The sequence below is a fragment of the Rhodobacter sp. P1_C2 genome (genome assembly GCF_056406375.1).
The window spans coordinates 1-25,291 of record NZ_JBFUAG010000020.1 but is presented as its reverse complement, the minus strand read 5'-3'; the positions used below and the strand labels follow the sequence as shown (position 1 = coordinate 25,291).

Below are 25,291 nucleotides of genomic sequence, written 5' to 3'. Positions count from 1 at the left end.
CTTTCGATTGATCGGCACCGGACTTCCGCTATCCAATTCACGAATTGGTGAAAGGTAATCCTGATGCGTAAATTTCTGTTCGTCCTGGCTGCCAGTCTGACCCTGGCCATGCCCTTGCAGGCGGAGACCTTCAAGGAGGCCTTCCCCGCTCTGACCGCCCAACTGGTTCCGGAAATTCAAGAGCGCACAAGTCAGATGCAGCTTCTGCACGGGACCATCGCGCTGCAAGGCGGCATGGCGCAGGTGGTGGTGCCGCCGGGCTATTACTTCCTTGGCCCGGCCGATGCGCGCCATGTGATCGAAACCCTGTGGGGCAATCCTGCCGATCCCTCGATCCTCGGGCTGCTGGTGCCCGCGGCCATGTCCACCCTCGGGGACAAGGACTGGGCCGTCACGGTGCAATATGACCCGATGGGCTATGTCTCGGATGCCGATGCCACGGGCTATGACTACGCATCGCTTCTCAAGACGATGCAGGACGATGCCCAGGCCGGGAACGCCGATCGCAAGGCGCATGGCTTTGACGAGATCACGCTGCTGGGCTGGGCCGAACCGCCCTCCTACGATCAGGCCAGCCGCAAGCTTTACTGGGCCAAGCGGCTGCAATTCTCAAATGCCCCGGGCGAAACGCTGAACTACAACATCCGGGCGCTTGGCCGCAAAGGCGTGCTGGTGGTGAATTTCATCGGCGGGATGGATCAGCTGGCCGAGATCAAGGCCGCCGCGCCGGTGGTCGGCGGGGCGGTCAGCTTCACCCAGGGCAACACCTATGCCGATTACCTGCCCGATGTGGACACCGTGGCGGCGGTCGGCATCGGCGGGCTGATCGCGGGCAAGGTCCTGTCCAGCACCGGTGTGCTGGCGGTCGCGCTGATCCTGCTGAAGAAATTCGGGATCTTTCTGGTCGTGGGCCTCGCCTGGGTCTGGCGCAAGGTGAAATCCGGCTTCGGCGTCAAGTCTCGTGGCGTCAAGCCTGATGACTCGCCGGCAGAGGTCGCTGTCGATGACGGCGAAGAGAGCGACGGCCCGGTCCGCCCGGCCTGACCCTTTGCATCAGCCCGCCCGCCGGGGGGCCTTTGCCTTCGGCTGGCGGCATTGTGCCGACAAAGCGCGCGAAAGCGGGCCTAGGGATTCGATTTGCCGGTTTTCGCCGGTAGCGCTCACAAATGCCCCTTGAAATCCGGGTCTTTTGGCGCAAGGGAGGGGCCAGGCGCCTTGCCCAAATTCCCACATCAGGTCTGTCATGCCCGCCCGCCAATCCAATCTGAACGGAGCGCTTCTGGGGCTCTTGTCCTTCGCGATCTACGCCACCAGTGACGTCATCGTGAAATACATGGGGGCGAGTTACAGCCCGTTCCAGAACATCTTCTTCAACGGGCTTTTCGGCTTTCCCCTTGTCGCGATCATGCTGATGGGCGACCAGCGCTCGGGCACGCTGATCCCGAAAAAGCCCGCGATGACGCTGATCCGGGCGGTTTTCGTAGTGCTGAACTCGCTCTTCGGCTTTTACGCTTTCTCGGCGCTGCCGCTGTCAGAGGCCTATCCGATCTTCTTCTCATCGCCCATCCTGATCACCCTCTTGGCGATCCCGCTTCTGGGCGAAAAGGTCGGTCTGCACCGCGGCATCGCGATCGTGGTCGGGCTTCTGGGCGTCATCGTCGTGCTGCGCCCCGGGCAGGCGCATCTCGGGCTTGGCCATCTGGCGGCCATCGGCGCCGCACTGGTCTTTGCGATGAGCTCGATCCTGGTGCGGATGTCGGGCTCGTCAGAGCGGTCGGTGGTCATCATGCTTTACCCGATGATCGCGAACTTCATCGTCTCGGGTCTGGCTTTGCCCTTTGTCTACAAGCCCTTGCCGGTGGAGCATCTGGGCCTTCTGGCCGCGATGTCGGCCTTGAGCTTCGTGGCGGGGCTTCTGAGCATCGCGGCTTATCGTCGGGCGCAGGCGGCGATCATCGCGCCGATGCAATATTCGCAGATCATCTGGGCCTCGATCTACGGCAGCATGATCTTCCACGAATCCAGCGATCTCGGCACGCTGCTCGGCACCGGGATCATCATCGCCTCGGGCATCTACATCGTGATGCGGGAGGGCACGCCGACCGTCTCGGCCAACCGCCCGGTGACCGAGTCGCGCCTGCGGTTCGAGCTGGGGGTGATGCCGCGCCTGACCTCCTGGTTCAAGTTCTTCGAAAGCCGGGGGCCGAAGCCGCCGGAACGTGACGATCTGTAACGACTTGGCACAGATTCCGCGTGGCACCCCTTGCAAACCCCGGCGCCACGCGGTAACTCCCCGCCCACGGTCGGAGCGTAGCGCAGTCTGGTAGCGCACCTGCTTCGGGAGCAGGGGGTCGGAGGTTCGAATCCTCTCGCTCCGACCAATTTCCCGAACCCTTTCCCTTTCAGAACTGCATCGTCGCCGCCACGGCGCGCTGCCAGCGGGCATAGCGGGCCTCGGCTTCGGCCTGCGGCATCTTCGGTTCAAAGCGGCGGTCGAGCGCCCAGGTGCGGCCGAACTCCTCCGGCTCTGGGCAAAGCCCGCGGGCGAGGCCGGCGAGGTAGGCGGCGCCGAGGGCGGTGGTTTCCGGGGTGACCGGGCGGTCCACCGGGGCCTCGATGATATCGGCGAGGAACTGCATCGCCCAGGCCGAGGCCGCCATGCCGCCATCGACCCGCAAAATCCCGGCCTTGGCGCCGCGCCAGTCGGTCCGCATCGCGGCCAGAAGGTCGCGGGTCTGGTAGCCGACGCTTTCCAGCGCGGCGCGCGCCATCTCGGCCGGGCCGGTGCTGCGGGTGAGGCCAAAGATCGCGCCGCGGCTTTCGGGCTGCCAATAAGGCGCGCCAAGGCCGGTGAAGGCGGGGACGAGGATCACGCCCTGCGCCGGGTCCGCCGCCTCGGCCAGGGCTTGCGTCGCATCGGCGCGGTCGATGATCTTCAGCCCGTCGCGCAGCCATTGCACCACGGCCCCGGCCATGAAGATCGAACCTTCCAGCGCATAGGTCGTCTGCCCCTTCAGCCGGTAGGCGATGGTGGTCAGCATCCGGGTCGAGGAGGTGACCCGCTCCGCCCCGGTGTTCAGAAGGGCAAAGCAGCCGGTGCCATAGGTCGCCTTCATCATGCCCGGGGCAAAGCAGGCCTGGCCGACGGTGGCGGCCTGCTGGTCGCCCGCCACGCCGCAGATCGGGATCTCGGTATCGAAAAGGCCCGGCGCGGTGGTGCCGAAATCATCGGCGCTGTCGCGCACCTCGGGCAGAAGCTGCATCGGGATGTCGAGCGCGGCGCAGATCTCGGCGTCCCAGCGGTTGGCGCTGATGTCGTAAAGCAGGGTGCGCGCCGCATTGGTCGCGTCGGTGGCATGGACGCGGCCGCCGGTCAGGCGCCAGATCAGGAAACTGTCCACCGTGCCGAAGGCGAGCTTGCCTGCGCGGGCCCTGTCGCGCGCTCCGGGGATCTGATCAAGAAGCCATTTCACCTTGGTGCCCGAGAAATAGGGGTCAAGCAGCAGGCCCGTGCGTTCGGTCACCAGCGGCGCCAGCCCCTGCGCCTGCAGATCGGCGCACATCTCGGCGGTGCGGCGGTCCTGCCAGACGATGGCATTGTGCAGGGCCTTGCCCGTCTCGCGGTCCCAAAGCACGGTGGTCTCGCGCTGGTTGGTGATGCCGATGGCCGCCGGCGGATGGCCGCCCTTGGCGATGGCCTCGCGCGCACAGGTCAGCGTCGTTTGCCACAGATCCTCGGGGTCGTGTTCGACCCAGCCAGAGGCCGGAAAGTGCTGGGGAAATTCGCGTTGCGCGCTGACCAGGGGCCGCAGACCGGCATCGAACAGGATCGCCCGGGTCGAGGTGGTGCCCTGATCGATCGCAAGGATAGGGTGCATTCAGTTCTCCTCCGTTTTTTCGCAAGGCTGACAGGAAAGCAGCGGCTGGCAAAGCGCCAATTTGCGGGAAATTGCGTCACGATTGTGTTGTTACAACCAGAAAGGCAGTGACAGCCGCAAATTCCCGTGTCACAAAAAATCCTATTAAAGTGTGAAGGTTAAAGAGAAGGATTGGTGGATTGGTACTGAGTTTCCGGCAAGCCGAGATTCTGGAGCTCGCGCGTGCCGAAGGTCGTGTGACGGTGGATGGCCTCGCCCGCAGGTTCGCGGTGACCCTGCAGACGATCCGCAGAGACCTTGCCGAGATGGGAGAGATGGGGCTTCTGGACCGCGTCCACGGCGGGGCGGTGTTGCGGGTGACGCTGGCCAGTCAGGGCTATGCACAGCGCCGTCACACCAATGAACAGGCCAAGACCGCGATCGCCAAGGCTTGTGCGGCGGCGATCCCGGACAATGCCTCGATCATCCTGAACCTTGGCACCACCACCGAGGCCGTGGCGCGCGAGCTGTTGCACCACAGGAACATCACGGTCATCACCAACAACATCAACGTGGCCAATACGCTGGTTGCCAATGCCGATTGCGAGGTGATGCTGGCGGGCGGCGCCTTGCGGCGGTCGGATGGCGGGCTGGTGGGCGAGATGACGCCGCAGTTCTTCAGCCAGTTCAAGGTGGATTACGCTGTCATGGGCTGTTCGGCGATCGATGCTGATGGCGACCTGCTGGATTACGACCTGGCCGAGGCGCGGGTCTACCGGACCATCGTATCCCAGGCGCGGCAAAGTTTTCTGGTGGCCGACCAGAGCAAATTCCACCTGTCGGCCCCGGCACGGCTGGCCTCGCTGGCCGATCTGTCGGCCTTCTTCACCGATGCGCCCGTGCCCCCGCCCCTGGCCGAGAAATGCCGGACCTGGGGCACCGCGGTGCATGTCGCCTGAACCGGCCCCGCTGGGTCAGCGCCTGGCCCAGCAGTCCAGCACATAGGCCGCCGTCATCAGGTCCAGATGCGCGCCGCCGCCGTTCTTGGCGATGGTGATCTCTTCCGCGCTGTGCCGGGCATAAAGCCCCGCGGCCAGGTCGTAGAAATCGGCGCGGATATCAGCCTCGGTGATCGCACCGCTGGCCAGAGGGTCGATCAGCTCGCCGATATGGTGGATCGTCGTGGCGCGCGCATCGACAAAGACGCTGGCGCGCTGCATGGCGCGGTCGTCGACCTCGCGCATCTTCGGGTTATAGGCGCCGATCAGGTCCAGATGCTGGCCCGGCTGCAGCCACTCCCCCCTGACCACCGGGCTTGCGGCCATGGTCGCGGTGCAGATCACTTCCGCAGCTTTGACCGCAGCCTCCAGATCCTCGGCCACCGCCAGACCCGGCACCTCGGCGGCCATCTTCGCCGCCCCGGCGGGGCTGCGGTTCCAGACGGTGAACTTCGCCTCGGGCCAGAGGCTGGAATAGGCTTCGATCATCGAACGCGCCACGGTGCCCGCCCCCACCAGCAGGAAGTTGCGCGCGTCCTTGCGGGCGAGTTTGGAGGCCGCAAGCAGGCTGTCCCCCGCCGTCTTCCACTTGGTCACCAGATGGAAATCGACAAAGGCCCTGGGCAGGCCGGTGACATCGTCAAAGAGCGAGACCACGCCGTTGACCGTGGGGAGGCCCGAGGCGGCATTGCCCGGATGGACCGTGGCCACCTTGACCAGCGAGCCCAAGCCCGTGATCCAGGCCGCGCGGTCCAGCATCACATCGCGGTCACGGTAGAGGAACAGATCGGCGATCTCGGCCTGCGGCAGGCGATGGCCGGCCTCGAAAGCGGCGAGCAGGTCCGGCCAGCGCATCAGCGCCTCGGCCTCGCGCCCGATGAAAGGGATCATAGCCCGGCTTCCTTCTCTGTCAGCAATCCTTCGGCGACCAGACGCGCGGCCCAGCCCTGCCAGTCGGTGAAAAGATGCGTGCCCCAGCCGCGCGCCGCCGCCGCCGCGATATTCTCGGGCTTGTCATCGGTGAAAAGCAGCCGCCCGGGGGCAATCGCGCAATCCTCTTCCACCATCGCATAGATGCGCGGATCGGGCTTGATCACCCCCATCCGGCCCGAGACGTAATGGCGGTCGAACTCGGCCAGGAAGTCCAGCTTGGGCATGGCCTCCTCGAACGAGTGTCGGCCAAAGTTGGTCAAGGCAAAGACCGGCACCCCCTTGGCCCGCAGGGCGCGCTGCAGGGCGATGGAGCCTTCGATGCGCGGCGAGGCCAGCTCGATCCAGCGGTCGTACCACATGCGGACCTCGGGCGCCCAATCGGGGTTGCGCTCGGCCCAGTCATAGATCGTCTCGCGGAAGAGGGCGCCTTCGTCGATCAGCTCGTTCATGCGGTGCAGGTCCACCGCATCGAACAAGGCGCGCCGCCGCGCCTCGCCCAGCACGCGGTCGTAGAAGGCTTCCGGCTGCCAGCGGGTCAGCACATTGCCGATGTCGAAAATGACCGCCTCAACCGCCATGCCTGCGCCTCACTGTTTCCCGGTAGAGCGTATAAAGCCCGGCCCCGATGATCAGCGCAATGCCGATCCAGCCCTGCAGGTCGGGGAAAGTGCCGAAGAAGAGCAGCCCCCACAGCACGGCCAAGGGCATCGAGGTATATTCGAAGGGTGCGACCAGCGCCGCCTCGTTCATCCGGTAGGCCTGGCTCATCAACAACCCGCCGATGGCGACCGACAGGCCGGTGCCGAGGAAATAGATCCAGTCCTGCGCCGGCGGGATCACCCAGGTGCGGAACAGAAAGGCCAGCGAGGCATCCGAGGAGCCCGACAGATGCCCGTCGCCCACGAAGATCCCCATCGCGCCCGACACGATCACGAAGGCGATCTGGGTGTAAAAGCCGAAGGTCACGGCACTTTCCGTCTCGCGCATCATCCGGGTCATGGTCTGGGTGATCGCATAGCACAGCGCCGAGGCAAGGACGAGGATCGCCGCCCATTTCACCTGCCCCTCGGGCCGCAGCATGACGACGACGCCGATCAGCCCCACCACCACCGCACCCCAGCGGTGCCAGCCGACCTTCTCGCGCAGGAAGACGACCGAGAGCATGGTCAGAAGCAGGGGCGCCACGAAGCCGATCGCCGCCGCATCCGCCAGCGGCAGGGCGGCGAGGCCGAGGAAATAGGTCACATTGGACAGCATCACGATGCTGGCCCGCAGAAAGTGCATCGCGGGTCTTTTGGTCCGCCATATCCGCCTTTGCCGCGAGACGGCGGCAAAGCCGAGGATGAAGGCGATGCCGATGAAGGCGCGCACCAGGATGACCTGATGCAGGGCATAGCTGCCCGACAAATGCTTGATGCAAAGGTCGTTCAGCGAAAACACCGCCGCGCCCGACATGGCCGCGAGGATGCCCAGCAGCACATGCCGCCCCCCCGGCGCGGGCCCCTTGGGCAAAACCTTCCCGTCCAGCGACGGGCCTTCCAGGGGTGTGGCGGGGAGCGCGCGTTTCATGCCCCTGCTTAGCAAGAGCCAGCCTGCCGATTCTGTCCCGCCCGCGACACCGCAGGGCGCGGACGGAGTCGAGCGGCTCACCCCGCCTGCGCCGCCCTAATCATCCGGTCCAGCACATCCAGAAACCGCGAGCGGTCGGCCTTGGAGAACATCTTGCCGCCGCCCTGCCGGAAGGGATCGGCGCTGCGCAGGTCGGCCATCAGGTCGCGGGTGGCGAGAACCATGCCGATATTGGCGCGGTTCAGTTCCTCGCCATTGTGTTTGAGGACCCGCGCCCCGGCCTCGACACAGCGGGCGGCCAGGGGGATGTCGCCGGTCACCACCACATCCTGCGGGCCGGCGTGTTCGGCGATCCACTTGTCGGCCTCATCCGGGCCCTGCGCCACGAAGACGCTTTCCACCCAGGGGTTGGCCGAGGGGCGGATGCCGCCGTTCGATACCAGCACCATCTTCACCTTCAGCCGCGTGGCGACCCTTTCGGCCTCTTCCTTGACCGGGCAGGCATCGGCGTCGATGTAGAGGGTCACGCTTTCAAGGCCCTGGCATGGAAGGAGAGATGATCCTCCATGAAGCTTGCGACGAAGAAATAGCTGTGGTCGTAGCCCTCATGCATCCGGTAGGTGCCGCGGGTATGGGTCTCGGCGATGGCGGCCTCGATTGCGGCGGGCATCAGCAGATCCAGGAACTTGTCCGCGCCGCCCTGGTCGATCAGCAGGGGGCGGTCAAAGCCCGTCTTGCGCATCAGTTCACTCGCGTCATGCGCGGCCCAGGCGGATTCGTCCGCGCCGAGGTAGGCGGTGAACTGCTTGCGCCCCCAGTCCGAGCGCGAGGGGTTGCAGATCGGCGCGAAGGCAGAGACCGAGCGGAACCGCTCCGGATGGCGCAAGGCCACGGTCAGGGCGCCGTGGCCGCCCATCGAATGTCCGGTGATCGCCTGCCGCGCCGGGTTCAGCGGAAAGTTGGCGAACAGCAGCTCCGGCAGTTCCTGCGTCACATAGGTCCACATCTTGAAATGCGCAGCCCAGGGCGCCTCGGTCGCATCGACGTAGAAGCCCGCCCCCTGGCCCAGGTCATAGGCCGCATCATCCGCCACACCCTCACCCCGCGGCGAGGTGTCGGGGAAGACCAGCGCCACGCCCTCGCGCGCCGCCCAGGCCTGCGCCCCCGCCTTGACCATCGCATTCTCATGCGTGCAGGTCAGGCCCGACAGATACCACAGCACCGGCACCGGCCCGCTCGCCGCCTCTTTCGGCAGGAACAGCCCCAGCGTCATGTCGCAGGCACAGGCCTCTGACGCATGGGCAAGCACCAGCTGGCGCCCGTCAAAGGCCTTGTTCTCAGAGACGATCTGCATCTTTTCCACTTTCATTGGTCCATAAATATCCCGGGGGTGCGGGGGCTGGCCCCCGCTCCTGCCGCAGGGGGCCTCAACCGCCGCCGATCAGAACCCCGGCCGCGAAGACCAAAGCACCGCCAACCACGACCTGCAAGGCCGCCCGCAGGAAGGGGGTTTCCATGTAGCGGTTCTGGATCCAGGCAATCGCCCAAAGCTCGAAGAACACCACCACCATGGCCACGATGGTCGCGGTCCAGAAATCCGGCAGCAGATAGGGCAGGGCATGGCCCAGCCCGCCGAGCGCCGTCATCACGCCGCTCGCCAGCCCGCGCTTGTAGGGACTGCCGCGGCCCGACAGCACGCCGTCGTCATGCGCGGCCTCGGTGAAGCCCATCGAGATGCCCGCCCCCACCGCCGCCGCCGTGCCGACCAAGAGCGTCGTATGGCTGTTTTGCGTCGCAAAGGCCGTCGCAAAGATCGGCGCGAGGGTGGAGACCGAGCCATCCATCAACCCGGCCAGCCCCGGCTGCACCCAGGTCAGGATGAACTGTTTGCGGGCGCCGGCATCTTCGGCCTCGCGCACGTCGCCGGGCAGGTATTTCGCCTCCAGCCGCTCGGCGGTCTTCTCGTGCCCGGCTTCGGCCGCGGCCAGATCGCCCAGCAGCTTGCGCGTCGCGGCATCCGAGGTATTGGCGGCGGCCAGCCGATAGAACTTCTCGGCCTGCACCTCCATCCCGGCGGCTTCGGAGCGGATCGCCTCGAGCGAGAGGTTATGGGTCAGCCAGACCGGGCGGCGGGCGTAAAAACCCGCCACATGCTCGCGCCGGATCAGCGGGATCACATCGCCGAACCGGCTCTGGTGCATCTCGATCAGGCGGCGGCGGTGGCCATCCTCTTCCAGCGCCATACCGTCGAAGACCTCGGCCGAGGCGGGATATTCCGCCCGCAGCATCTGGGCAAAGCTGCGGTAGATGCGCGCGTCGTCCTCTTCCGAGGAGATCGCAAGCGCCAGCACCTCCTGCTCGCTGAGATCCTTGAAGCGGCGGCGCTGGGTAAAGCTGGAGAACATCGGAGGGCCTCGAATTTGGAATGATTCTAATATGCCAAAGCCGGGGCGGATTGCAAACCCCTATAGGGCGGCAGCCTAGCCGCGCCCCGTGACCCTTTGCCGCCACAGCGTGAACAGCCCCGCCGCGATGACGATGGCAGAGCCGAAGATGACGCTGACCCGCAAGGTCTCGTCAAACACCAGAATCCCGAGGATCGCGATGAAGACGATCTGCAGATAGGCAAAGGGCTGGATCGCCGAGGCCTCGGCCAGATCATAGGCGCGGATCAGGAAATAATGCCCCGAGCAGGAGGTGCAGCACAACAAGAGCATCCAGAACCAGTCCGCCGCCGCCATGTTGGTCCAGACCGGCAGGCCGAGAAAGGTCATGCCGACGGCGCCGACGATCCCGGTCCAGAAAAAGCTGACCTGCGCGCTGTCGCGCCGCGCGGCAAAGCGGGTGAGCAGGGCGTAAAGCGCAAAGATCAGCGCGGCGAGCAGCGGCAGCATCGACCAGAAGGACAGGATCGAGGTGCCCGGCCGCAGCATGACCAGAACCCCGATGAAGCCCAGCACGATCGCCGTCCAGCGCCGCCAGCCGACCTTCTCGCCCAGGACCGGGCCGGACAGCGCCGCCACCATCAGGGGATAGCTCGTAAGCAGGGCATGGGTCTCGATCAGGCCGTTATGGGCGAAGGCCAGGCCCACGATGCTGATCTGGAACACCAGAAGCAGGCCGCGCACGATGTGCAACCCGATCTGCCGCGTCGGCACGGTGGAGCGCAGGCCACCGGGCTGGCGCGACTGCAGCCAGATCACGAACAGCGCAAAGAACCAGAAGCGCAGCATGACGACCATCTGCACCGGGTAAAGCACCGTCAGATGCCGGGTGATGCCATCCTGCGCCGAGAAGATGATGACGGCGGTCAGCATCATCAGGATGCCGCGCTTCGTGTTCTGTTCGGTCACGCTCTCGCTTCTTTCCGCGCCACGGTCAGGGCGTAAAGCCCCGCCAGCACAACAAGCCCGGCGCCGATGGCAACTTCAACCCGCAGAACCTCACCATAGACCACAATCCCGATGACGGTGACGAAAACGATCTGCAAATAGGCAAAGGGCTGCACGACAGAGGCCTCCGCCGCCTCGTAGGTCTTCTGCAGAAGCCAGTTCGAGGCGACCGAGATCCCGGCATAGGCCATCAGGTACAGCCAATCCGCCGGCGCCACGCTTTGCCAATGCGGCAGCCCGATCCCCGTCATCAGCACCGCCCCGATGATCGGCGGCCAGAAGAAGGCGGCGAAGAACGGCTCGTCCCGCGTGGTCAGCCGCGTCAGCACCGAGTAAAGCGCGAACATCAGCGCCGAGGCGAGCGGGAGGAGCGCCGCCCAGCTGAAGACCCCGGCCCCCGGCCGCAGGATCACCAGCACCCCCATGCAGCCGATCCCCACCGCGACCCAGCGTTTCAGGCTCATCCTTTCGCCGAGGATCGGGCCGGACATGGCCACCACCAGCAAGGGGCAGACGGTGAAGATCGCTAGGCTCTGGATCAGGCCGATCTGGGTATAGGCAAAGACCATGACGCAGATTTCCGCCACCAGCAGCACGGCGCGCAGCAGATGCCAGTGCAGCCGGCGCGAGCGGATCGCGGTCACCCCCTCGGGCCGGCGCAGGGCGAGCATCAGGACGAAGGCCGCAAAGACCCAGTATCGGACCATGACCACCATCTGGGTGTTGTAGGTCTCGGCCAGATGGCGCGAAAAGCCGTCCTGCGCGGAAAAGGTGAAGACCGTGGCGATCATCAGCCAGATGCCACGGGTCGGATTGCGGCTCATGCCAGGACTCCGGAGCTCATGTGGCGCTTGGTGCCATAGCCTTGGGCGCGGGTCACGGTGAAGCCCGCCTCGGCCAGCGCCCGGCGGACATGGCCCGCGGCGGTATAGGTGGCAAAACTGCCGCCCGGCGCGGTGTGGCGGGCGACCTCTGCCATCAGATCCTCGCCCCAAAGCTCGGGGTTCTTGGCCGGGGAAAAGCCGTCGAGGTACCAGGCATCGGCCTGTCCCTGCCAGAGGGGCAGCGCCTCGCGGGCATCGGCCTCGATCACCTCGACCGCGATCTTGCCCAAGGTGAAGTGACGCAAGCCCTGCGCCCAGGCCTCGACCAGCGGGCCGGCGATCGCCTCCGCCTCGGGGAAGGCGGCATGGCTGCGCGCCATTTCGGCGGCGGTGATCGGGAAGGCCTCGAAGGTCGTGTAGACCAGCGGCATGTCGGGGGCCAGAAGGTGGGTGGCGAGCAGGTTCAGCCCGGTGCCGAACCCCAGTTCCGCGATATGAAAGCCGGGGCGCAACCGCTCCGGCAGCCCGTTCCCGGTCAGGAACACATGCCGCGTCTCGGCCAGCCCGCCCGCGAGCGAGAAATAGGGGTCGTCAAAGCGGCGCGAGACCGGCACACCGCCATCCCGCCACTCCAGCCCTTGCGCCTGTTCACCGACTGCCATTTGGATTAGCCCTTTGCGGCGCGGAACATGGGCAAGGGCGGTGGGAATGACAAGGGTCGATCTGACGGTGCGGGGCGGCGGGATCTTCGGCCTTTCGGTGGCCTGGGAGGCGGTGCAGCGCGGCGCCCGCGTCCGGCTGATCGAAGTGGCCCGGATCGGCGCCGGCGCCAGCGGCGGCCTCGTCGGCGCCCTGTCGCCCCACACGCCCGAGGGCTGGAACCCGGTGAAGGCCCTGCAACTGGCGAACCTGCTGGGTGCCGAGGACTGGTGGGCCAAGGTCGATGCGACCTCGGGCCTCGCCAGCGGCTACGCCCGTGTAGGCCGCCTGCAGCCCCTGGCCGATGCCGCGGCGGTCGATCTGGCGCAGAGCCGCGCCGCCGAGGCCGCGCACCTCTGGCAAGGACGCGCCACCTGGGCCGTGATCCCCGCCACCGCTGCGGCATGGGAGCCCGCCTCGCCCACCGGCCTGCTGATCCATGACACGCTCTCCGCCCGCATCCATCCGCAACAGGCGCTGGCCAGTCTGGCCCAGTCCCTGCGGATCAAGGGGGTCGATCTGGTGATCGGCGACGCCGCAGACGAAGGCCCGGTGATCTGGGCCACCGGCGCCGCAGGGCTGGAGGATCTGACCCGCGCCCTCGGCCACAAGGCGGGGCAGGGGGTGAAAGGGCAGGCGATCGCGGTCCGCCTGCCGGGCTTTGCCGACAAGCCGCAGCTTTTCTGCGACGGGCTGCACATCGTGCCCCATGCCGATGGCACAGTGGCCATCGGCTCCACCACCGAAAACCAGTGGAGCCACCCCGGCACCGACGCCCAAGCCGATGCCCTCCTCGCCCGCGCCCGTGCCGCACTTCCCGCGCTGGCCTCCGCGCCCGAGGTCGCGCGCTGGGCCGGCCTGCGCCCCCGCGCCCAAAGCCGCGGCCCGCTCCTCGGCCCCTGGCCCGGCCGCCCCGGCCATTACATCGCCAACGGCGGCTTCAAGATCGGCTTCGGGGTCGCAGCCGAGGTCGCCCGCCTGATCTGCGATCTGGTCCTCGACGGCCATGACGCGATCCCTCCCCAATTCCTGCCCTCCTGACCTCCAATTGCTCCTTGCCAAATACTCTCGGGTGGGCACGGGAGGGCAGACAGCCCTCCCGCCCCGGCCAGGGGCGACCGCTCAGCCCGCTTTCTGCGCGGCCAGCCAGTCGGCGCTGGCGCGCAGGGCATCGGCGGGTTCGATGAAGCGCATCCCCATCTCGCGCTCGGCCCGGGCGCTCGACAGATCGTGGAGCCTGCCGACCGCGGGCAGGATGCTGCGCAGACTGGGGTCAAACAGCGCCGCCAGCTTCAAAAGCCAAAGCGGCGCGACCCGGGTCGGGATGCGCCGCTGCGGAAAGGCGCTCTTCAGGACCAGCCCCATGTCCGGCAAGGTCATCGCCCCCGCCGAGGCGACATAGCGCCGGCCCGAGGTCTCGGGGCGCAGGGCGGCGCGCAGGTGCATCTCGGCCACATCGCGGACATCGACACAAGGCAGGCTGATCAGGGGCAGCATCGGGTCGCGCCCCCGGAACACCCGCTCCACCAGTGCGAGCGAGGTGCCGTAGCGCGCATCCAGCGGCGGGCCAAGCACCAGGCCCGGGTTGATCGCGGTCACCCGCATCTCGGGCGCCTCTTGGGCGACAAAGTCCCAGATGGCGCGCTCGGCCAGGGTCTTGGACATCGCGTAAGGCGTGGTGCCGGGGGCCGTCAGGTCGCACCAGTCGCTTTCATCCTGAAGGCCATGACGGTTCTCGTTGATCACCGCCACGGTGGAGGAGGTGACGATCACCCGCCGGACGCCTGCCGCATGGGCGGCCCGCAGCGCCCGCAAGGACCCCTCGACCGCCGGGCGCAGCAGGTCGGAGGCATCCTTCGGTTGCCGCATCGGAAAGGGCGAGGCGGTGTGGATCAGCACATCCGCCCCCGCCATCGCCTCGGCCCAGCCCGCATCCGCCGTCAGGTCCGCTTGGGCAAAGGAGAGCCGGGCCTCGTGGTGCAGATGCGGGGCGAGCGCGTTGCGCACCTCGCCCGCGCGGTCGGGGCTGCGCAGGGTGCCGCGCACCGCCCAGCCCGCCTGCAGGAACCGCAAGGCGACATGTTTGGCGATGAAACCCGAGACCCCCGTCACCACCGCCAGCCGCTGTTCCGCCATCGCCGCCTCCCCTGATGGGGCAGAGCTAGCGCGGCCTTGGGCCTCAGTCCAGCAGCCTGCGGGCGATGACCTGGGCCTGGATCTCGGCAGCACCCTCGAAGATCGACAGGATCCGCGCATCGCAGAGCAGCCGGCTTGCGACATATTCCTGCGCAAAGCCGTTGCCGCCGTGGATCTGCAACCCATTGTCGGCGGCGGCCCAGGCGACGCGGGCGGCCAAGAGCTTGGCCATCCCGGCCTCCAGATCGCAGCGCTTGCCTTCGTCCTTTTCACGGGCGGCGTGATAGGTGATCTGGCGGGCAATCGCGATTTCGACCGCCATCATCGCCAGCTTCGCCGCCACGCGCGGAAATTCGATCAGCGGTTTGCCGAACTGCACCCGCTCGGTCGCATAGCGCATCGCGGTCTCCAAGGCCGCCTGCGCCACGCCGATGGCGCGGGCGGCGGTCTGGATGCGGGCGGATTCGAAGGTCTGCATCAGCTGTTTGAAGCCTTGCCCGGTCACGCCACCCAGAAGATTGTCGCCCTTCACCGCGAAACCGTCAAAGCCCAGTTCGTATTCCTTCATGCCGCGGTAGCCCAGCACCTTGATCTCGCCCCCGGTCATACCCGGCGTCGGGAAAGGGTTGTCTTCCGTCCCCGGCGTCTTTTCGGCAAGGAAGAGGCTCAGGCCGCGGTAATCCTTGGTCTCGGCCTCGGTGCGGGCCAGCAGCATCATCACATGGGCGCGGGCGGCGTGGGTGATCCAGGTCTTGTTGCCGGTGATCTGCCAGTCGTCCCCCACCCTGACCGCCCGGGTGCGCAGCGAGCCGAGGTCGGAGCCTGTGTTGGGCTCGGTGAACACGGCGGTCGGCAGGATTTCGGCGCTGGCGATCCTGGGCAGCCAGGTGGCCTTCTGTTCCGGCGTGCCACCGCAGAGGATCAGCTCGGCGGCAATCTCGCTGCGGGTGCCCAGCGAGCCGACACCGATATAGCCGCGCGACAGTTCTTCCGAGACGACGACCATCGCCGCCTTGGGCAGGCCGAAGCCGCCGAATTCCTCTGGCAGGGTCAGGCCGAAGACGCCCATCTCGGCCAGCTTGCCGATCACCTCCATCGGGATCAGCTCGTCCTTCAGGTGCCATTGATGGGCAAAGGGGATGACCTCCTCATCGGCAAAGCGGCGGAACTGGTCGCGGATCATCTCCAGTTCGTCATCGAGGCCCGAGGCGCCGAAGGTCGCCATGCCCTCCTGCGCCCGCATCAGGGCGACGAGCCGCATCCGGGCCTTGTCATTGGCGCCGGCAATCAACGCCTGCGCCTCGGGCCCCGGTTGATAGGGGGCGATCCCCAGATCGGCGGCGCGGGCCACCTCGTTCTGGCTCATCGCGATGCCACCGGCGATCTGGGCGAGGTATTCGCCAAAGCCCAGTTGCAGGATCAGCGCCTCGGTCTCGCCGAACTTGCCGGCGCTGGTCAGGGCCTCGCCCCAGGCGGCCAGTTGCGTCAGCGCCTGGACATAGGTCGCAAGCCAGGCGAGGCCGTGGGCCGCATATTGATCCGCCTCCAGCGCCTGGGAGGAGACCTTGCCGCCCGAGGTGACGAGGGCCGCCAAGGCGCTGCGGGCGGTGGAAAGATGGGCCTCGACCTCGGCCAGGGCCGGGCCGGTCAGGCGCAACAGCCCCGGCAAAAGCGGGGTCGCGGGCAGGTCTTGTCCATCGTGGGGCATCGGGTCCTCGCAAATTCTGCAGTTGCGAGATCCATAGCCACTTTGCATCCGCAGCGCAATAAAAATTCGCGATGTGAAGTATAGAGGAACTATTATGTCGCAGCCGATTTCCCCTCAGGAGGTCGCGGCCTGACAATCCGCGACGATCCCCGGCGCATCCTCCTGCGGCACCACGTCAAAGCTGACGCGGTAGAGCAGGGTCTTGTCGTCCCAGGCCTCGAAGGTCCAGGTGCCGGGCACACGCTCGCTGTCGACGTCGAAAGAAAAGAACTCGGTCGATTCCACGCCGGCGGTGAAATCGGCCTGATAGGTTTCCGGCAGCGCGCGGCCGGGCCGGTAGACCAGCATCGTCACCGGCGCGACATCGCGCTGGCTGACGCCGAGGACGCCAAACGCCATGCCGAGGGCGGCGGGCACCAGCTGACCCTTGCGGGTGATGGCGATGTCCTCGTCGGGGACCTGGATATAGCCGGCCTCGGTGCCCGGCGCGGGTTCGCGGTGGGTATGGGCGGGCGAGCAGATGATCACCGCCTCGACGCTGGCCATGTCGGCGGAATGTTCGGGCGGCGGCACCTCGGCCGCGCCGGCCCCGGCCAGCAAGAGAAATCCCGTCACGATCGCGCTGCGCCGCATGTTCTGTCTCCGTCACCTGCCGCATGGCAGCACGGAAGACCCCGCACCGCAAGCGGCTTCCCTTTCCCGGGGACTTTGATACGAGGGGGGCAAGAGGGGGGACCGATGGATTTCTTCATGGATCATCTGAGTGTTGCCGCCTTCTGGGCCGCGATGGCGATCACGCTCTTTGCCGGATTTGTGAAGGGCGCGGTGGGCTTTGCCATGCCGATGATCATGATGGCCTCCTTCACCTCTTTCCTGCCGCCGGATGTGGCGCTGGCCGGGCTGATCCTGCCGACCTTCGTGACCAACCTCACGCAGGCCTTCCGCCAGGGCCTGACCCCGGCTTTGGAGACGACGCGCAGCTACTGGCGGATTCTGGTCGCGACCGTGGTCTTCATCCTGGTCTCGGCCGGCTTCGTCCATGCCATCCCGCAGCGGGTTTTCCTGCTGCTTCTGGGCGTGCCGATCACCGGCTTTGCCCTGTTGCAACTGGCGGGCCGCAACCTTGCGATCCGGCTGGAGCATCGGACCCGCGCCGAATGGGTGCTGGGGGCGATCGGTGGGCTTTATGGCGGGGTGTCGGGGATCTGGGGGCCGCCGCTGCTCGTCTACCTTCTGTCCATCGGCGCGGATAAGCGCGAGACGGTGCGGGTGCAGGGCGTGGTCTTCCTGATCGGGGCTTTCGTGCTGCTGCTGGCCCATCTGCAGACCGGAGTCCTGAACCTGCAAAGCGCGGCCTTTTCCGCCGCCCTGATCATTCCCGCGCAGCTGGGGCAGGCGATCGGGAATGATGTGCAGGACCGCATGGACCAGTCGCGCTTCCGGCGCTGGACCCAGGTTCTTCTGGTGCTGACGGGCCTCAACCTGGCCCGTCAGGCCTTGTTTCACTAGGTGTTCAGATCGCGGCGGCCTTCACTTCATCGTCGATGAAGGGCAGGTATTGCGCGAAATTGGCGGAGAACATGCCGACCAGCTTCTTGGCCTGCGCGTCATAATCGGCGGCAGAGGCCCAGGTGCGGCGCGGGTCCAAGAGCTTGTCATCGACGCCCGGCACCGAAACCGGCACGTCAAAGCCGAAGTTCGGGTCCTTGCGGAAGGTGGCATTGGCCAGCGAACCATCGAGCGCCGCAGCCAAGAGGGCGCGCGTCGCCTTGATCGGCATCCGCGAGCCGGTGCCATAGGCGCCGCCGGTCCAGCCGGTGTTGACCAGCCAGCAGGACGCGCCCTGTTTCGCGATCTTGGCCTGCAGCAGCTTGCCGTAAACCTCGGGCCGGCGCGGCATGAAGGGGGCGCCGAAACAGGTGGAGAAGGTCGGCTGCGGCTCGGTCACGCCACGTTCGGTCCCGGCCACCTTCGAAGTGAAGCCCGACAGGAAGTGGTACATCGCCTGCGCCGGGGTCAGCCGGGCGATCGGCGGCAGCACGCCGTAGGCGTCGCAGGTCAGCATCACCACATTGCGCGGATGGCCGCCAAGCCCGGTGGCCGAGGCGTTGGAGATATAGTCCAGCGGATAGGCGCAGCGGATGTTGGCGGTCTTGCTGTCATTGGCGAAGTCCAACTCCAGCGTCTCCGGATCATAGACCATGTTCTCGATCACGGTCGCAAAGCGGTGCGTGGTGGCATAGATCTCCGGCTCGGCCTCGGGCGAGAGGTTGATGGTCTTGGCATAGCAGCCGCCTTCGAAGTTGAAGGTGCCACGATCGCTCCAGCCATGTTCGTCATCGCCGATCAGGATGCGCGAGGGGTCCGCCGAAAGCGTGGTCTTGCCGGTGCCCGACAGGCCGAAGAAGACAGCGGTGTCGACCGGATTGCCGATGGCATGGTTGGCCGAGCAATGCATCGCCATCACGCCCTTTTCGGGCAGAAGGTAGTTCAGCAGGGTGAAGACGCTCTTCTTGTTCTCGCCAGCATAGGCGGTATTGGCGATCAGGATCAGCTTCTTGTCGAAGTTCATCGCGATCACGGTATCGGTCCGGCAGCCATGGCGCACCGGATCGGCCTTGAAGGAGGGGCAGTTGATCACGGTCCAGTCGGGCTGGAAGCTGTCAAGCTCGGCCCGGGCCGGGCGGCGCAGCAGGTGGCGGATGAAAAGGCCGTGCCAGGCCAGCTCGGTCACCATCCGCAGATCGACACGGTGGATCGGGTCGGCCCCGGCGTAGAGATCCTGCACGAAATAGTCGCGGCCCTGCATATGGGTCAGCATGTCGGCGTAAAGCCGGTCGAAGGCATCCGGCGCCATCGCGGCATTGTTTTCCCACCAGATCGAATTTTCCACCGAGGGCGTGCGGACAACATGCTTGTCCTTGGGCGAGCGGCCGGTGAATTGCCCGGTCTCGCACAGGAAGGTGCCGCCAAGGCCAAGCTTGCCCTCGCCGCGGGTGACAGCCGCTTCGACCAGCGCAGGCTCGATCAGGTTGTAATAGACATTGCCAAGACCGGTGATGCCCTGATCGTCCAGCCGCATGGCCGGGTTCACGCGCCCATTCGTCATTCTGCAAGCTCCTCCGCCGCCGGTGGCGGCTTCCCCAGATTTAAACCAAAGACGGCCGGGCCAGCAGCCGCCAGAAAAGACCCGGGACCTGGGTCTTCTCTCAAATCCCTATAACATGCAGATTTATAAGGGCAAAAGTGCTGATTTCGGACGTTAGCGCAATCAGTGGCAGGTTAGCGCAACCAAAGCGGGCCCTTGCCTGTTGCTGCGACATATTAGTCATTCCTTTGGGAATTTAGGGGCTCATGGAGTCCTGAAGCCCCGGTGATTCGCAGTTAGTGGTTGATTCCGGGGGGCGGAAAACAGATCATGTGGAAAATAAGGCAAACCGAGCAGAATAGGATAGCCCAACATGGCAAGGATCGCCCTTGTGGACGACGACAGGAACATCCTGACGTCGGTTTCGATGACTCTGGAAGCCGAGGGGTTCGAGGTCGAAACGTTCAATGACGGCCAATCGGCGCTGGATGCTTTCAACCGGCGCATGCCCGACATGGCCGTGCTGGATATCAAGATGCCCCGGATGGACGGCATGGATCTTCTGCAACGCCTGCGGACCAAGACGCAGATGCCGGTGATCTTCCTCACCTCCAAGGATGACGAGATCGACGAAGTGCTCGGCCTGCGGATGGGCGCCGACGATTATGTCAAGAAACCCTTCAGCCAGCGGCTTCTGGTCGAACGCATCCGCGCGCTGCTGCGCCGGCAGGACGCGATACAGACCGGCGAAGTGGCGGTGACCGAAGAAAACAAGATCATGGAGCGGGGCAATCTGCGGATGGACCCCTTGCGCCATTCGGTGTCCTGGAAGGGGCTGGATGTGTCGCTGACCGTGACCGAGTTCATGCTGCTGCAGGCGCTGGCGCAGCGCCCCGGTTTCGTGAAAAGCCGCGACCAGCTGATGGATGTGGCCTATGACGATCAGGTCTATGTCGATGACCGCACCATCGACAGCCATATCAAGCGCCTGCGCAAGAAGATGCGCAGCGTCGACGACACTTTCTCGGCCATCGAAACGCTGTATGGCATCGGCTATCGTTACAACGAAGAATGACCGCGATTCCCCAAATCAGCATGGCACAGAAACGTGATCCGAAGTCCGGCGATCGGCCCGGCGAGCTGCTTTTGGGCGAGGACTGGGTTTCGCCCCAGGATATGGTCGAGGCTTCGCTGCGCGACGGGCGCAAGCGGCGGGGGCTGGTGTCGCTGAACCACTCGCCGCTGGCGCGCAAGATCATCGTGTTCAACCTGATGGCGCTGGTGATCCTCGTCGCCGGCGTGCTGTTCATGAACCCGTTCCGCGACAGCCTGGTCGTCCAGCGCGAACGTGGCCTTGAAAACGAGGCGCGGCTGATCGCCAATGTGATCGAAGCCGGGCTGCCCGCCGACGGCACGGTGCAATCCGCCGACAGCAATGCGCTGTCGCACCGGTTGAGCGATGCGACGATCGGGCCGGGCGTTGAGGTTTATCTCTTTGATGCGACGGGGAATCTTCTGGCGCGCTCGGTCGGTGCCCCGCAGTCGCAGGGTGCGCCGGACGGGCGTTCCACCATCATCACCGATTTTCTGAACCTGATCTGGGATGGCATTTCGGGCCTCCTCAGCGGCAATCCCTCGGGCCGGCAAAAAGTCTCGGGCGAGGCGATGGCCCGCAACCTGTTTCCCGCCGCCCGCGCGGGCGAGACGCCGCACAACACCGGGCAGGGGCCCGAAGGCGGGGCGCAATTCTCGGTCGCGACGCCCGTGGTGCGCAATGGCGTCGTGCTGGGTGTGGTCGGCCTGACCTCGGCCGAGGGCGAGATCGACAGCCTGGTGCGCAACGAGCGCGAGCAGATCCTGCAGATGTTCGTGATCGCCCTTCTGGTCTCGATCGGCTTGTCGCTGGTTCTGGCCTCGACCATCGCCAACCCGCTGTCCGACCTCGCCGCCGCCGCCGAAATCGGCCGCGACCGCGATTCGCGGGCCATGTCGCCGGGGCGGGTGCGTATTCCCGACCTGTCGGCCCGGCCCGACGAGATCGGCCGCCTGTCGATCGCGATGCGCGGCATGGTGACGGCGCTTTACGACCGGATCGACGCCAACGAACAATTCGCCGCCGACGTCAGCCACGAGATCAAGAACCCGCTCGCCAGCCTGCGCTCGGCCGTGGGCTCGATGCGCATGGTCAAGAAGGAAGAGCATCGCGAAAAGCTGCTCGACGTGATCGAACATGACGTGCGCCGGCTGGACCGGCTGGTCAGCGACATCTCCAACGCCTCGCGGCTGGACAGCGAACTGGTCAAGGAAGAGGAAGAAGAGTTCAACCTGCTGAAAACCCTGTCGAACCTGACCGAATACCTCGGGCAGCAGGCGGGGGAGAAGGGCGTCGAATTCATCACCGATTTCCCGCATGAACCGATCCGGATCAACGGGCTGGAGGCGCGGCTGGCGCAGGTTTTCGTCAACCTGATCACCAATGCGATCTCTTTCTGCGAAAGCGGCGATGCCGTGCGGGTCTGGGCGCGGCGCAAGGAAAACCGCATCCTCGTCGTGATCGAAGATACCGGACCGGGCATCCCGGAACAGGCGCTGACCAAGATCTTCAAGAGATTCTATTCCGAACGTCCCAAGGCCGATTTCGGCAATCACTCCGGCCTCGGCCTTGCGATCTCCAAGCAGATCGTCGAGGCGCATGGCGGGGTGATCTGGGCCGAGAACATCCGCCCGACCCAAACCGACATCACCTCCGAACCTCTGGGCGCGCGGTTCGTCGTCGGTCTGCCGGTGTGACCGGACCCGTGACCGGGCGCGAGGTGATCCATGCCAGTTGCGTGGCGCTGGACGGGCGCGGGGTGCTGATCCTCGGGCCCTCCGGCGCGGGGAAATCCGCGCTGGCGCTGCAGCTGATGGCCGGAGGCGCCACGCTGGTGGCGGATGACCGGGTGGAGCTTCGGACCGTGCCAGTGGACCCCGCACAAGGGGAACCCGCCAGCGCGCCCGCCCGGCTTCTGGCGCGGCCCGTCGCCACCATCGCCGGCCTGATCGAGGCGCGGGGCGTCGGCATCCTGCGCGTGGCCCATCTGGAAGAGGCCGAAATCGCGCTGGTGGTCGACCTATCCCAGTCCGAAACCGAACGTTTGCCGCCGCGACGCCACGCCACGCTGCTGGGCGTGCAACTTCCCCTTGTACTGCGGGGCGCGGATCTCCATTTTCAGGCTTCGGTGCTGTGCTATCTCAAAGGTGCGCGCCACGCCTGACCCCCTCGCCGTCCCTTTCCCGCGCCCAAGCCGCAGAGCATGACCGAAACGACCGACACCACCCTTGCGCATCACCTTGTACTGGTCACCGGACCTTCCGGGGCCGGGCGCTCGACCTCGTTTCACGCGCTGGAGGATCTGGGCTACGAGGTGATCGACAATCTGCCGCTGTCGCTGATCCCGCGGCTGCTGGACGGCCCGCCGCTTGGCCGCCCGATCGCGCTGGGCTTGGATGTGCGCAACCGCGATTTCAGCGCCACCACCGTGATCGAGCTGATCGACACCCTGACGCGCGACCCGATGGTGACGCTGGAGGTTCTCTATCTGGATTGCTCGCCCGCGGTTCTGGTCCGCCGCTTCAGCCAGACCCGCCGCCGCCATCCCCTGACCGAGGCCGCCACCCCGGCCGAGGGGATCGAGCGCGAGATCGACCTTCTGGCGCCGATCCGGGTGCGCGCCGACCATCTGATCGACACCTCGGATCTGTCGCCGCATGACCTCAAGGCCGAGATCGACCATTGGTTCGGCCAGGGCCAGCAGGCGCGGCTGGCGCTATCGGTGCAGAGCTTCAGCTACAAGCGCGGTCTGCCGCGCGGAGTCGACATGGTTTTCGACTGCCGATTCCTGACGAATCCCTATTGGGTGCCGGAGTTGCGGGACCTGGACGGCCGCGATGCCGCGGTGGCCCGGCATATCGAGTCGGACCCGATTTTTGCTGAATTCTTCCAGAAGTTGCAGGATCTGGTGCTTTTGGTGCTGCCTGCGCAACTGCAGGAGGGTAAGGCCCATCTCGCCATCGGGTTCGGCTGTACCGGCGGGCAACACCGGTCGGTTGCAGTTGCAGAAAAATTGGCCAAAGTGCTTGCAGATGCCGGCTGGCAGGTGTCAAAACGTCACCGAGAACTGGAGCGGCGGGGAACCTCCCCGACGCCTGACGGGATCAGTGGCGAAACAGGGGTAGGTCGCGGGTGATCGGAGTCGTCATCGTAGCGCATGGTGGTCTGGCGCGAGAGTATCTCTCGGCCGTCGAACATGTCGTGGGCAAACAGCCGGATATGCAGGCCATCTCGATCGAGGATGACTGTGATCGCGGCAAGAAGCAGGCCGAGATCTGCGCAGCCGCCAATGCGGTTGACCAGGGCGGCGGAGTCGTGGTGGTCACGGACATGTTCGGCGGCTCGCCGTCGAACCTGTCGCTCTTGGCCTGCACCTCGGGGCCCGAGCGGCGGATCATCTACGGCGCAAATCTGCCGATGCTGATCAAGCTTGCCAAATCGCGCGCCCTGTCGGTGAATGACGCGGTGGCCGCGGCCCTGGATGCCGGGCGCAAATACATCAACAGCCTGGATCTGGGCGGGGGCGCGTGAATTAATGGGCCAAATGATCCTCAAGATCATCAACGAAAAGGGTCTCCACGCCCGGGCTTCGGCCAAATTCGTCGAGGTCGTGGAGGAGTTCGATGCCCAGGCCCAGGTGACCCGCGACGGCATGTCCGTGTCGGGTGACAGCATCATGGGGCTTTTGATGTTGGCAGCCTCGCGCGGAACCACTATTGAAGTGGAAACCAGTGGTCCTCAGGCCGAGGCGCTTGCCGCAGCCCTGCAGGCCCTGGTGGCTGACCGCTTTGGCGAAGACCGCTAAGCGCCTTGCAGGGGAAGGCTAAGGCTTCGTGACGCAGATTCAGGATAGCAAAGGCATGGCGACGCCGGTCGCCGGCCCCGCACGCGGGGTGGGGCGCAAGTATGACATGCGCCGTCTGTCCTATGCCGGGACCTTCACCAACCCGTTCAAGGTCTATACGATCCGCGCGCTGGAATGGATGACGGCGAAGGTCAAGCTCTTGCAGATGATCCGCAGCTTCGAGAAGTCGGGCGCGCCGGTCGGCGTGACCTTCTGGAGCAAGGCCGTCCGCCACATGGGCATCCGCATCGACACCCCGCCGGAGGAGATCGCCCGCATTCCCGCGACCGGCCCGGTCGTGGTGGTGGCCAACCATCCGCATGGCCTGGTCGACGGGATGATCATGGCCGAACTGGTCAGCCGGGTGCGCTCGGATTTCCGGATCCTGACTCGCAGCCTCTTGACCGGCATCCCCGAGATCGAGGAATTCATGATCCCGGTCCCCTTCCCGCACGAAGAGAACTCGCGCGAGCTGGGCCTGCAGATGCGCGAGCTGACCATGGCGCATCTGGCCAACAACGGGCTGGTGATCCTGTTCCCGGCAGGGCGCGTGGCCTGTTCGGAAACCTGGTTCGGCCCCGCGATCGAGGCGGAGTGGAACGTCTTCACCCACAAGATGATCATGAAGTCGGGGGCCACCATCGTGCCCATTCACTTCACCGGCCAGAATTCCCGCGCCTATCAGATTGCCAACAAGCTCGCCGCGACCCTGCGCCAGGGGCTTCTGCTTTACGAGATCAAGCGCGCCCTCTTCAAGCCGCAGCGCCCGATCGTGGGCGAGCCGATCCCAGCCTCTGAACTGGAAAAGTGGAAGGGCAATCCGCGCGGCTTCCTGGCCTGGCTGCGCGAGCACACACTCGCACTCGGTGGCAAGTAGGATGGGCAATTTGCCCATCTGACCGGAAGATGGGCAGATTGCCCATCCTTGTCTCTTCGCGATCTGCGATAATGGAGGTTGCAGACGAGACCCCGTTCCATCCTTGGGTGCGTGAGCCCGTTCGGTAGCTTGGGGCTCGTCTGCTTTTACGCGTTCAAACCTGAACAGTTGCCTGGGGCGCTGCGCCAACAGACGACCCCGCAGATCAAGGACAGGCCTCCATGACTTTGCCACAGGATTTCATCGGTGTCGACGTTTCGAAGGATTGGCTCG

Annotated in this window: 26 protein-coding genes and 1 tRNA gene; 13 read left to right on the top strand and 14 right to left on the bottom strand. The window is 65.8% G+C overall.

Annotated elements, in window-relative coordinates; translation table 11 throughout:
• Positions 1–63: 63 nt before the first annotated feature.
• The 3 genes from AC1DZT_RS23780 to AC1DZT_RS23770 all read left to right on the top strand — a co-directional run bounded on the left by AC1DZT_RS23780 (position 64) and on the right by AC1DZT_RS23770 (position 2,381).
• A complete protein-coding gene (locus AC1DZT_RS23780; RefSeq protein WP_478009139.1) occupies positions 64–1,044 on the top strand; it encodes a DUF2167 domain-containing protein in 981 nt (326 codons plus the stop codon).
• A 199-nt stretch (positions 1,045–1,243) separates the two neighbouring features.
• On the top strand, positions 1,244–2,233 hold the full coding sequence (locus AC1DZT_RS23775; protein WP_478009138.1) for a DMT family transporter: 990 nt from the start codon (positions 1,244–1,246) through the stop codon (positions 2,231–2,233).
• Positions 2,234–2,304: 71 nt separating this feature from the next.
• A tRNA-Pro gene (locus AC1DZT_RS23770) sits at positions 2,305–2,381 on the top strand.
• Positions 2,382–2,402: 21 nt separating this feature from the next.
• Here AC1DZT_RS23770 and glpK read toward each other — a convergent pair.
• Positions 2,403–3,878 (bottom strand): glycerol kinase GlpK, encoded by a 1,476-nt coding sequence (gene glpK, locus AC1DZT_RS23765; protein WP_478009137.1) that lies wholly within the window; start codon positions 3,876–3,878, stop codon positions 2,403–2,405.
• Between the two features lie 179 nt (positions 3,879–4,057).
• On the opposite strand from glpK, the gene AC1DZT_RS23760 reads away from it, so the two are divergent.
• Positions 4,058–4,816 carry a DeoR/GlpR family DNA-binding transcription regulator gene (locus tag AC1DZT_RS23760; RefSeq protein ID WP_478009136.1) on the top strand — a complete coding sequence of 253 codons (759 nt, stop codon included), beginning with the start codon at positions 4,058–4,060 and terminating at the stop codon, positions 4,814–4,816.
• 15 nt (positions 4,817–4,831) lie between these two features.
• Here AC1DZT_RS23760 and AC1DZT_RS23755 read toward each other — a convergent pair whose 3' ends face one another.
• The 9 genes from AC1DZT_RS23755 to mnmC2 all read right to left on the bottom strand — a co-directional run bounded on the left by AC1DZT_RS23755 (position 4,832) and on the right by mnmC2 (position 12,235).
• Positions 4,832–5,746 (bottom strand): ornithine cyclodeaminase family protein, encoded by a 915-nt coding sequence (locus tag AC1DZT_RS23755; RefSeq protein ID WP_478009135.1) that lies wholly within the window; start codon positions 5,744–5,746, stop codon positions 4,832–4,834.
• Positions 5,743–6,366: an HAD family hydrolase gene (locus tag AC1DZT_RS23750; RefSeq protein WP_478009134.1), complete on the bottom strand. Its 624-nt coding sequence runs from the start codon at positions 6,364–6,366 to the stop codon at positions 5,743–5,745. The genes AC1DZT_RS23755 and AC1DZT_RS23750 overlap by 4 nt, the downstream gene beginning before the upstream one ends.
• Positions 6,356–7,357, bottom strand: a complete 1,002-nt coding sequence (locus tag AC1DZT_RS23745) for a DMT family transporter (RefSeq protein WP_478009133.1) — start codon at positions 7,355–7,357, stop codon at positions 6,356–6,358. The genes AC1DZT_RS23750 and AC1DZT_RS23745 overlap by 11 nt, the downstream gene beginning before the upstream one ends.
• A gap of 77 nt (positions 7,358–7,434) precedes the next feature.
• A complete protein-coding gene (locus tag AC1DZT_RS23740) occupies positions 7,435–7,884 on the bottom strand; it encodes a YaiI/YqxD family protein (RefSeq protein ID WP_478009132.1) in 450 nt (149 codons plus the stop codon).
• Positions 7,881–8,711 carry an S-formylglutathione hydrolase gene (gene fghA / locus AC1DZT_RS23735; RefSeq protein WP_478009131.1) on the bottom strand — a complete coding sequence of 277 codons (831 nt, stop codon included), beginning with the start codon at positions 8,709–8,711 and terminating at the stop codon, positions 7,881–7,883. The genes AC1DZT_RS23740 and fghA overlap by 4 nt, the downstream gene beginning before the upstream one ends.
• A gap of 73 nt (positions 8,712–8,784) precedes the next feature.
• On the bottom strand, positions 8,785–9,762 hold the full coding sequence (gene mbfA / locus AC1DZT_RS23730; protein ID WP_478009130.1) for an iron exporter MbfA: 978 nt from the start codon (positions 9,760–9,762) through the stop codon (positions 8,785–8,787).
• A 75-nt stretch (positions 9,763–9,837) separates the two neighbouring features.
• Complete coding sequence (locus tag AC1DZT_RS23725) at positions 9,838–10,710, bottom strand: DMT family transporter (RefSeq protein WP_478009129.1); 873 nt, start codon at positions 10,708–10,710, stop codon at positions 9,838–9,840.
• Positions 10,707–11,573 carry a DMT family transporter gene (locus tag AC1DZT_RS23720; protein WP_478009128.1) on the bottom strand — a complete coding sequence of 289 codons (867 nt, stop codon included), beginning with the start codon at positions 11,571–11,573 and terminating at the stop codon, positions 10,707–10,709. The genes AC1DZT_RS23725 and AC1DZT_RS23720 overlap by 4 nt, the downstream gene beginning before the upstream one ends.
• Complete coding sequence (gene mnmC2 / locus AC1DZT_RS23715) at positions 11,570–12,235, bottom strand: tRNA (5-methylaminomethyl-2-thiouridine)(34)-methyltransferase MnmC2 (RefSeq protein WP_478009127.1); 666 nt, start codon at positions 12,233–12,235, stop codon at positions 11,570–11,572. The genes AC1DZT_RS23720 and mnmC2 overlap by 4 nt, the downstream gene beginning before the upstream one ends.
• A gap of 46 nt (positions 12,236–12,281) precedes the next feature.
• Here mnmC2 and AC1DZT_RS23710 point away from each other — a divergent pair, with 46 nt between their 5' ends.
• On the top strand, positions 12,282–13,313 hold the full coding sequence (locus AC1DZT_RS23710) for an NAD(P)/FAD-dependent oxidoreductase (protein WP_478009126.1): 1,032 nt from the start codon (positions 12,282–12,284) through the stop codon (positions 13,311–13,313).
• Positions 13,314–13,394: 81 nt separating this feature from the next.
• On the opposite strand, the gene AC1DZT_RS23705 is transcribed toward AC1DZT_RS23710, so the two are convergent.
• From AC1DZT_RS23705 to AC1DZT_RS23695, 3 genes are all read right to left on the bottom strand, one after another.
• A complete protein-coding gene (locus AC1DZT_RS23705) occupies positions 13,395–14,408 on the bottom strand; it encodes an NAD-dependent epimerase/dehydratase family protein (RefSeq protein ID WP_478009125.1) in 1,014 nt (337 codons plus the stop codon).
• A gap of 43 nt (positions 14,409–14,451) precedes the next feature.
• Entirely contained in the window at positions 14,452–16,116 is a 1,665-nt protein-coding gene (locus tag AC1DZT_RS23700) for an acyl-CoA dehydrogenase family protein (protein ID WP_478009124.1), read from the bottom strand.
• A gap of 114 nt (positions 16,117–16,230) precedes the next feature.
• Positions 16,231–16,749, bottom strand: a complete 519-nt coding sequence (locus AC1DZT_RS23695) for a hypothetical protein (RefSeq protein WP_478009123.1) — start codon at positions 16,747–16,749, stop codon at positions 16,231–16,233.
• A gap of 105 nt (positions 16,750–16,854) precedes the next feature.
• Here AC1DZT_RS23695 and AC1DZT_RS23690 point away from each other — a divergent pair, with 105 nt between their 5' ends.
• Positions 16,855–17,625 (top strand): sulfite exporter TauE/SafE family protein, encoded by a 771-nt coding sequence (locus AC1DZT_RS23690; RefSeq protein WP_478009122.1) that lies wholly within the window; start codon positions 16,855–16,857, stop codon positions 17,623–17,625.
• Between the two features lie 4 nt (positions 17,626–17,629).
• Here AC1DZT_RS23690 and AC1DZT_RS23685 read toward each other — a convergent pair whose 3' ends face one another.
• Complete coding sequence (locus tag AC1DZT_RS23685; protein WP_478009121.1) at positions 17,630–19,225, bottom strand: phosphoenolpyruvate carboxykinase; 1,596 nt, start codon at positions 19,223–19,225, stop codon at positions 17,630–17,632.
• A 352-nt stretch (positions 19,226–19,577) separates the two neighbouring features.
• Here AC1DZT_RS23685 and AC1DZT_RS23680 point away from each other — a divergent pair, with 352 nt between their 5' ends.
• The 7 genes from AC1DZT_RS23680 to AC1DZT_RS23650 are packed head-to-tail and all read left to right on the top strand — an operon-like array spanning position 19,578 to position 25,018.
• Complete coding sequence (locus AC1DZT_RS23680) at positions 19,578–20,279, top strand: response regulator transcription factor (RefSeq protein WP_478002649.1); 702 nt, start codon at positions 19,578–19,580, stop codon at positions 20,277–20,279.
• Between the two features lie 20 nt (positions 20,280–20,299).
• Entirely contained in the window at positions 20,300–21,994 is a 1,695-nt protein-coding gene (locus AC1DZT_RS23675) for a sensor N-terminal transmembrane domain-containing protein (protein WP_478009120.1), read from the top strand.
• Positions 21,991–22,461, top strand: a complete 471-nt coding sequence (locus AC1DZT_RS23670) for an HPr kinase/phosphorylase (RefSeq protein WP_478009119.1) — start codon at positions 21,991–21,993, stop codon at positions 22,459–22,461. The genes AC1DZT_RS23675 and AC1DZT_RS23670 overlap by 4 nt, the downstream gene beginning before the upstream one ends.
• Positions 22,462–22,500: 39 nt before the next feature.
• The gene (gene rapZ / locus AC1DZT_RS23665) at positions 22,501–23,433 is read left to right on the top strand and encodes an RNase adapter RapZ (RefSeq protein WP_478009118.1); all 933 of its coding nucleotides are present in this window, start codon (positions 22,501–22,503) and stop codon (positions 23,431–23,433) included.
• On the top strand, positions 23,430–23,828 hold the full coding sequence (locus AC1DZT_RS23660) for a PTS sugar transporter subunit IIA (RefSeq protein ID WP_478009117.1): 399 nt from the start codon (positions 23,430–23,432) through the stop codon (positions 23,826–23,828). Before rapZ ends, AC1DZT_RS23660 begins: the two co-directional genes overlap by 4 nt.
• A gap of 4 nt (positions 23,829–23,832) precedes the next feature.
• Positions 23,833–24,102, top strand: a complete 270-nt coding sequence (locus tag AC1DZT_RS23655; protein ID WP_478009116.1) for an HPr family phosphocarrier protein — start codon at positions 23,833–23,835, stop codon at positions 24,100–24,102.
• 55 nt (positions 24,103–24,157) lie between these two features.
• Complete coding sequence (locus tag AC1DZT_RS23650) at positions 24,158–25,018, top strand: lysophospholipid acyltransferase family protein (RefSeq protein WP_478009115.1); 861 nt, start codon at positions 24,158–24,160, stop codon at positions 25,016–25,018.
• Positions 25,019–25,291 lie beyond the last annotated feature (273 nt).

What these genes read in the sequence shown, in the direction of transcription:
- AC1DZT_RS23780 (WP_478009139.1), top strand. Translation starts at nt 64, where the DNA reads ATGCGTAAATTTCTGTTCGTCCTGGCTGCCAGTCTGACCCTGGCCATG.
- AC1DZT_RS23705 (WP_478009125.1), bottom strand. Translation starts at nt 14,408, where the DNA reads ATGGCGGAACAGCGGCTGGCGGTGGTGACGGGGGTCTCGGGTTTCATC.
- AC1DZT_RS23695 (WP_478009123.1), bottom strand. Translation starts at nt 16,749, where the DNA reads ATGCGGCGCAGCGCGATCGTGACGGGATTTCTCTTGCTGGCCGGGGCC.
- AC1DZT_RS23710 (WP_478009126.1), top strand. Translation starts at nt 12,282, where the DNA reads ATGACAAGGGTCGATCTGACGGTGCGGGGCGGCGGGATCTTCGGCCTT.
- AC1DZT_RS23650 (WP_478009115.1), top strand. Translation starts at nt 24,158, where the DNA reads ATGGCGACGCCGGTCGCCGGCCCCGCACGCGGGGTGGGGCGCAAGTAT.
- AC1DZT_RS23685 (WP_478009121.1), bottom strand. Translation starts at nt 19,225, where the DNA reads ATGACGAATGGGCGCGTGAACCCGGCCATGCGGCTGGACGATCAGGGC.
- fghA (WP_478009131.1), bottom strand. Translation starts at nt 8,711, where the DNA reads ATGCAGATCGTCTCTGAGAACAAGGCCTTTGACGGGCGCCAGCTGGTG.
- AC1DZT_RS23750 (WP_478009134.1), bottom strand. Translation starts at nt 6,366, where the DNA reads ATGGCGGTTGAGGCGGTCATTTTCGACATCGGCAATGTGCTGACCCGC.
- AC1DZT_RS23775 (WP_478009138.1), top strand. Translation starts at nt 1,244, where the DNA reads ATGCCCGCCCGCCAATCCAATCTGAACGGAGCGCTTCTGGGGCTCTTG.
- rapZ (WP_478009118.1), top strand. Translation starts at nt 22,501, where the DNA reads ATGACCGAAACGACCGACACCACCCTTGCGCATCACCTTGTACTGGTC.
- AC1DZT_RS23655 (WP_478009116.1), top strand. Translation starts at nt 23,833, where the DNA reads ATGGGCCAAATGATCCTCAAGATCATCAACGAAAAGGGTCTCCACGCC.
- AC1DZT_RS23745 (WP_478009133.1), bottom strand. Translation starts at nt 7,357, where the DNA reads ATGAAACGCGCGCTCCCCGCCACACCCCTGGAAGGCCCGTCGCTGGAC.
- AC1DZT_RS23675 (WP_478009120.1), top strand. Translation starts at nt 20,300, where the DNA reads ATGGCACAGAAACGTGATCCGAAGTCCGGCGATCGGCCCGGCGAGCTG.
- mbfA (WP_478009130.1), bottom strand. Translation starts at nt 9,762, where the DNA reads ATGTTCTCCAGCTTTACCCAGCGCCGCCGCTTCAAGGATCTCAGCGAG.
- AC1DZT_RS23700 (WP_478009124.1), bottom strand. Translation starts at nt 16,116, where the DNA reads ATGCCCCACGATGGACAAGACCTGCCCGCGACCCCGCTTTTGCCGGGG.
- mnmC2 (WP_478009127.1), bottom strand. Translation starts at nt 12,235, where the DNA reads ATGGCAGTCGGTGAACAGGCGCAAGGGCTGGAGTGGCGGGATGGCGGT.
- AC1DZT_RS23755 (WP_478009135.1), bottom strand. Translation starts at nt 5,746, where the DNA reads ATGATCCCTTTCATCGGGCGCGAGGCCGAGGCGCTGATGCGCTGGCCG.
- AC1DZT_RS23690 (WP_478009122.1), top strand. Translation starts at nt 16,855, where the DNA reads ATGGATTTCTTCATGGATCATCTGAGTGTTGCCGCCTTCTGGGCCGCG.
- AC1DZT_RS23680 (WP_478002649.1), top strand. Translation starts at nt 19,578, where the DNA reads ATGGCAAGGATCGCCCTTGTGGACGACGACAGGAACATCCTGACGTCG.
- glpK (WP_478009137.1), bottom strand. Translation starts at nt 3,878, where the DNA reads ATGCACCCTATCCTTGCGATCGATCAGGGCACCACCTCGACCCGGGCG.
- AC1DZT_RS23720 (WP_478009128.1), bottom strand. Translation starts at nt 11,573, where the DNA reads ATGAGCCGCAATCCGACCCGTGGCATCTGGCTGATGATCGCCACGGTC.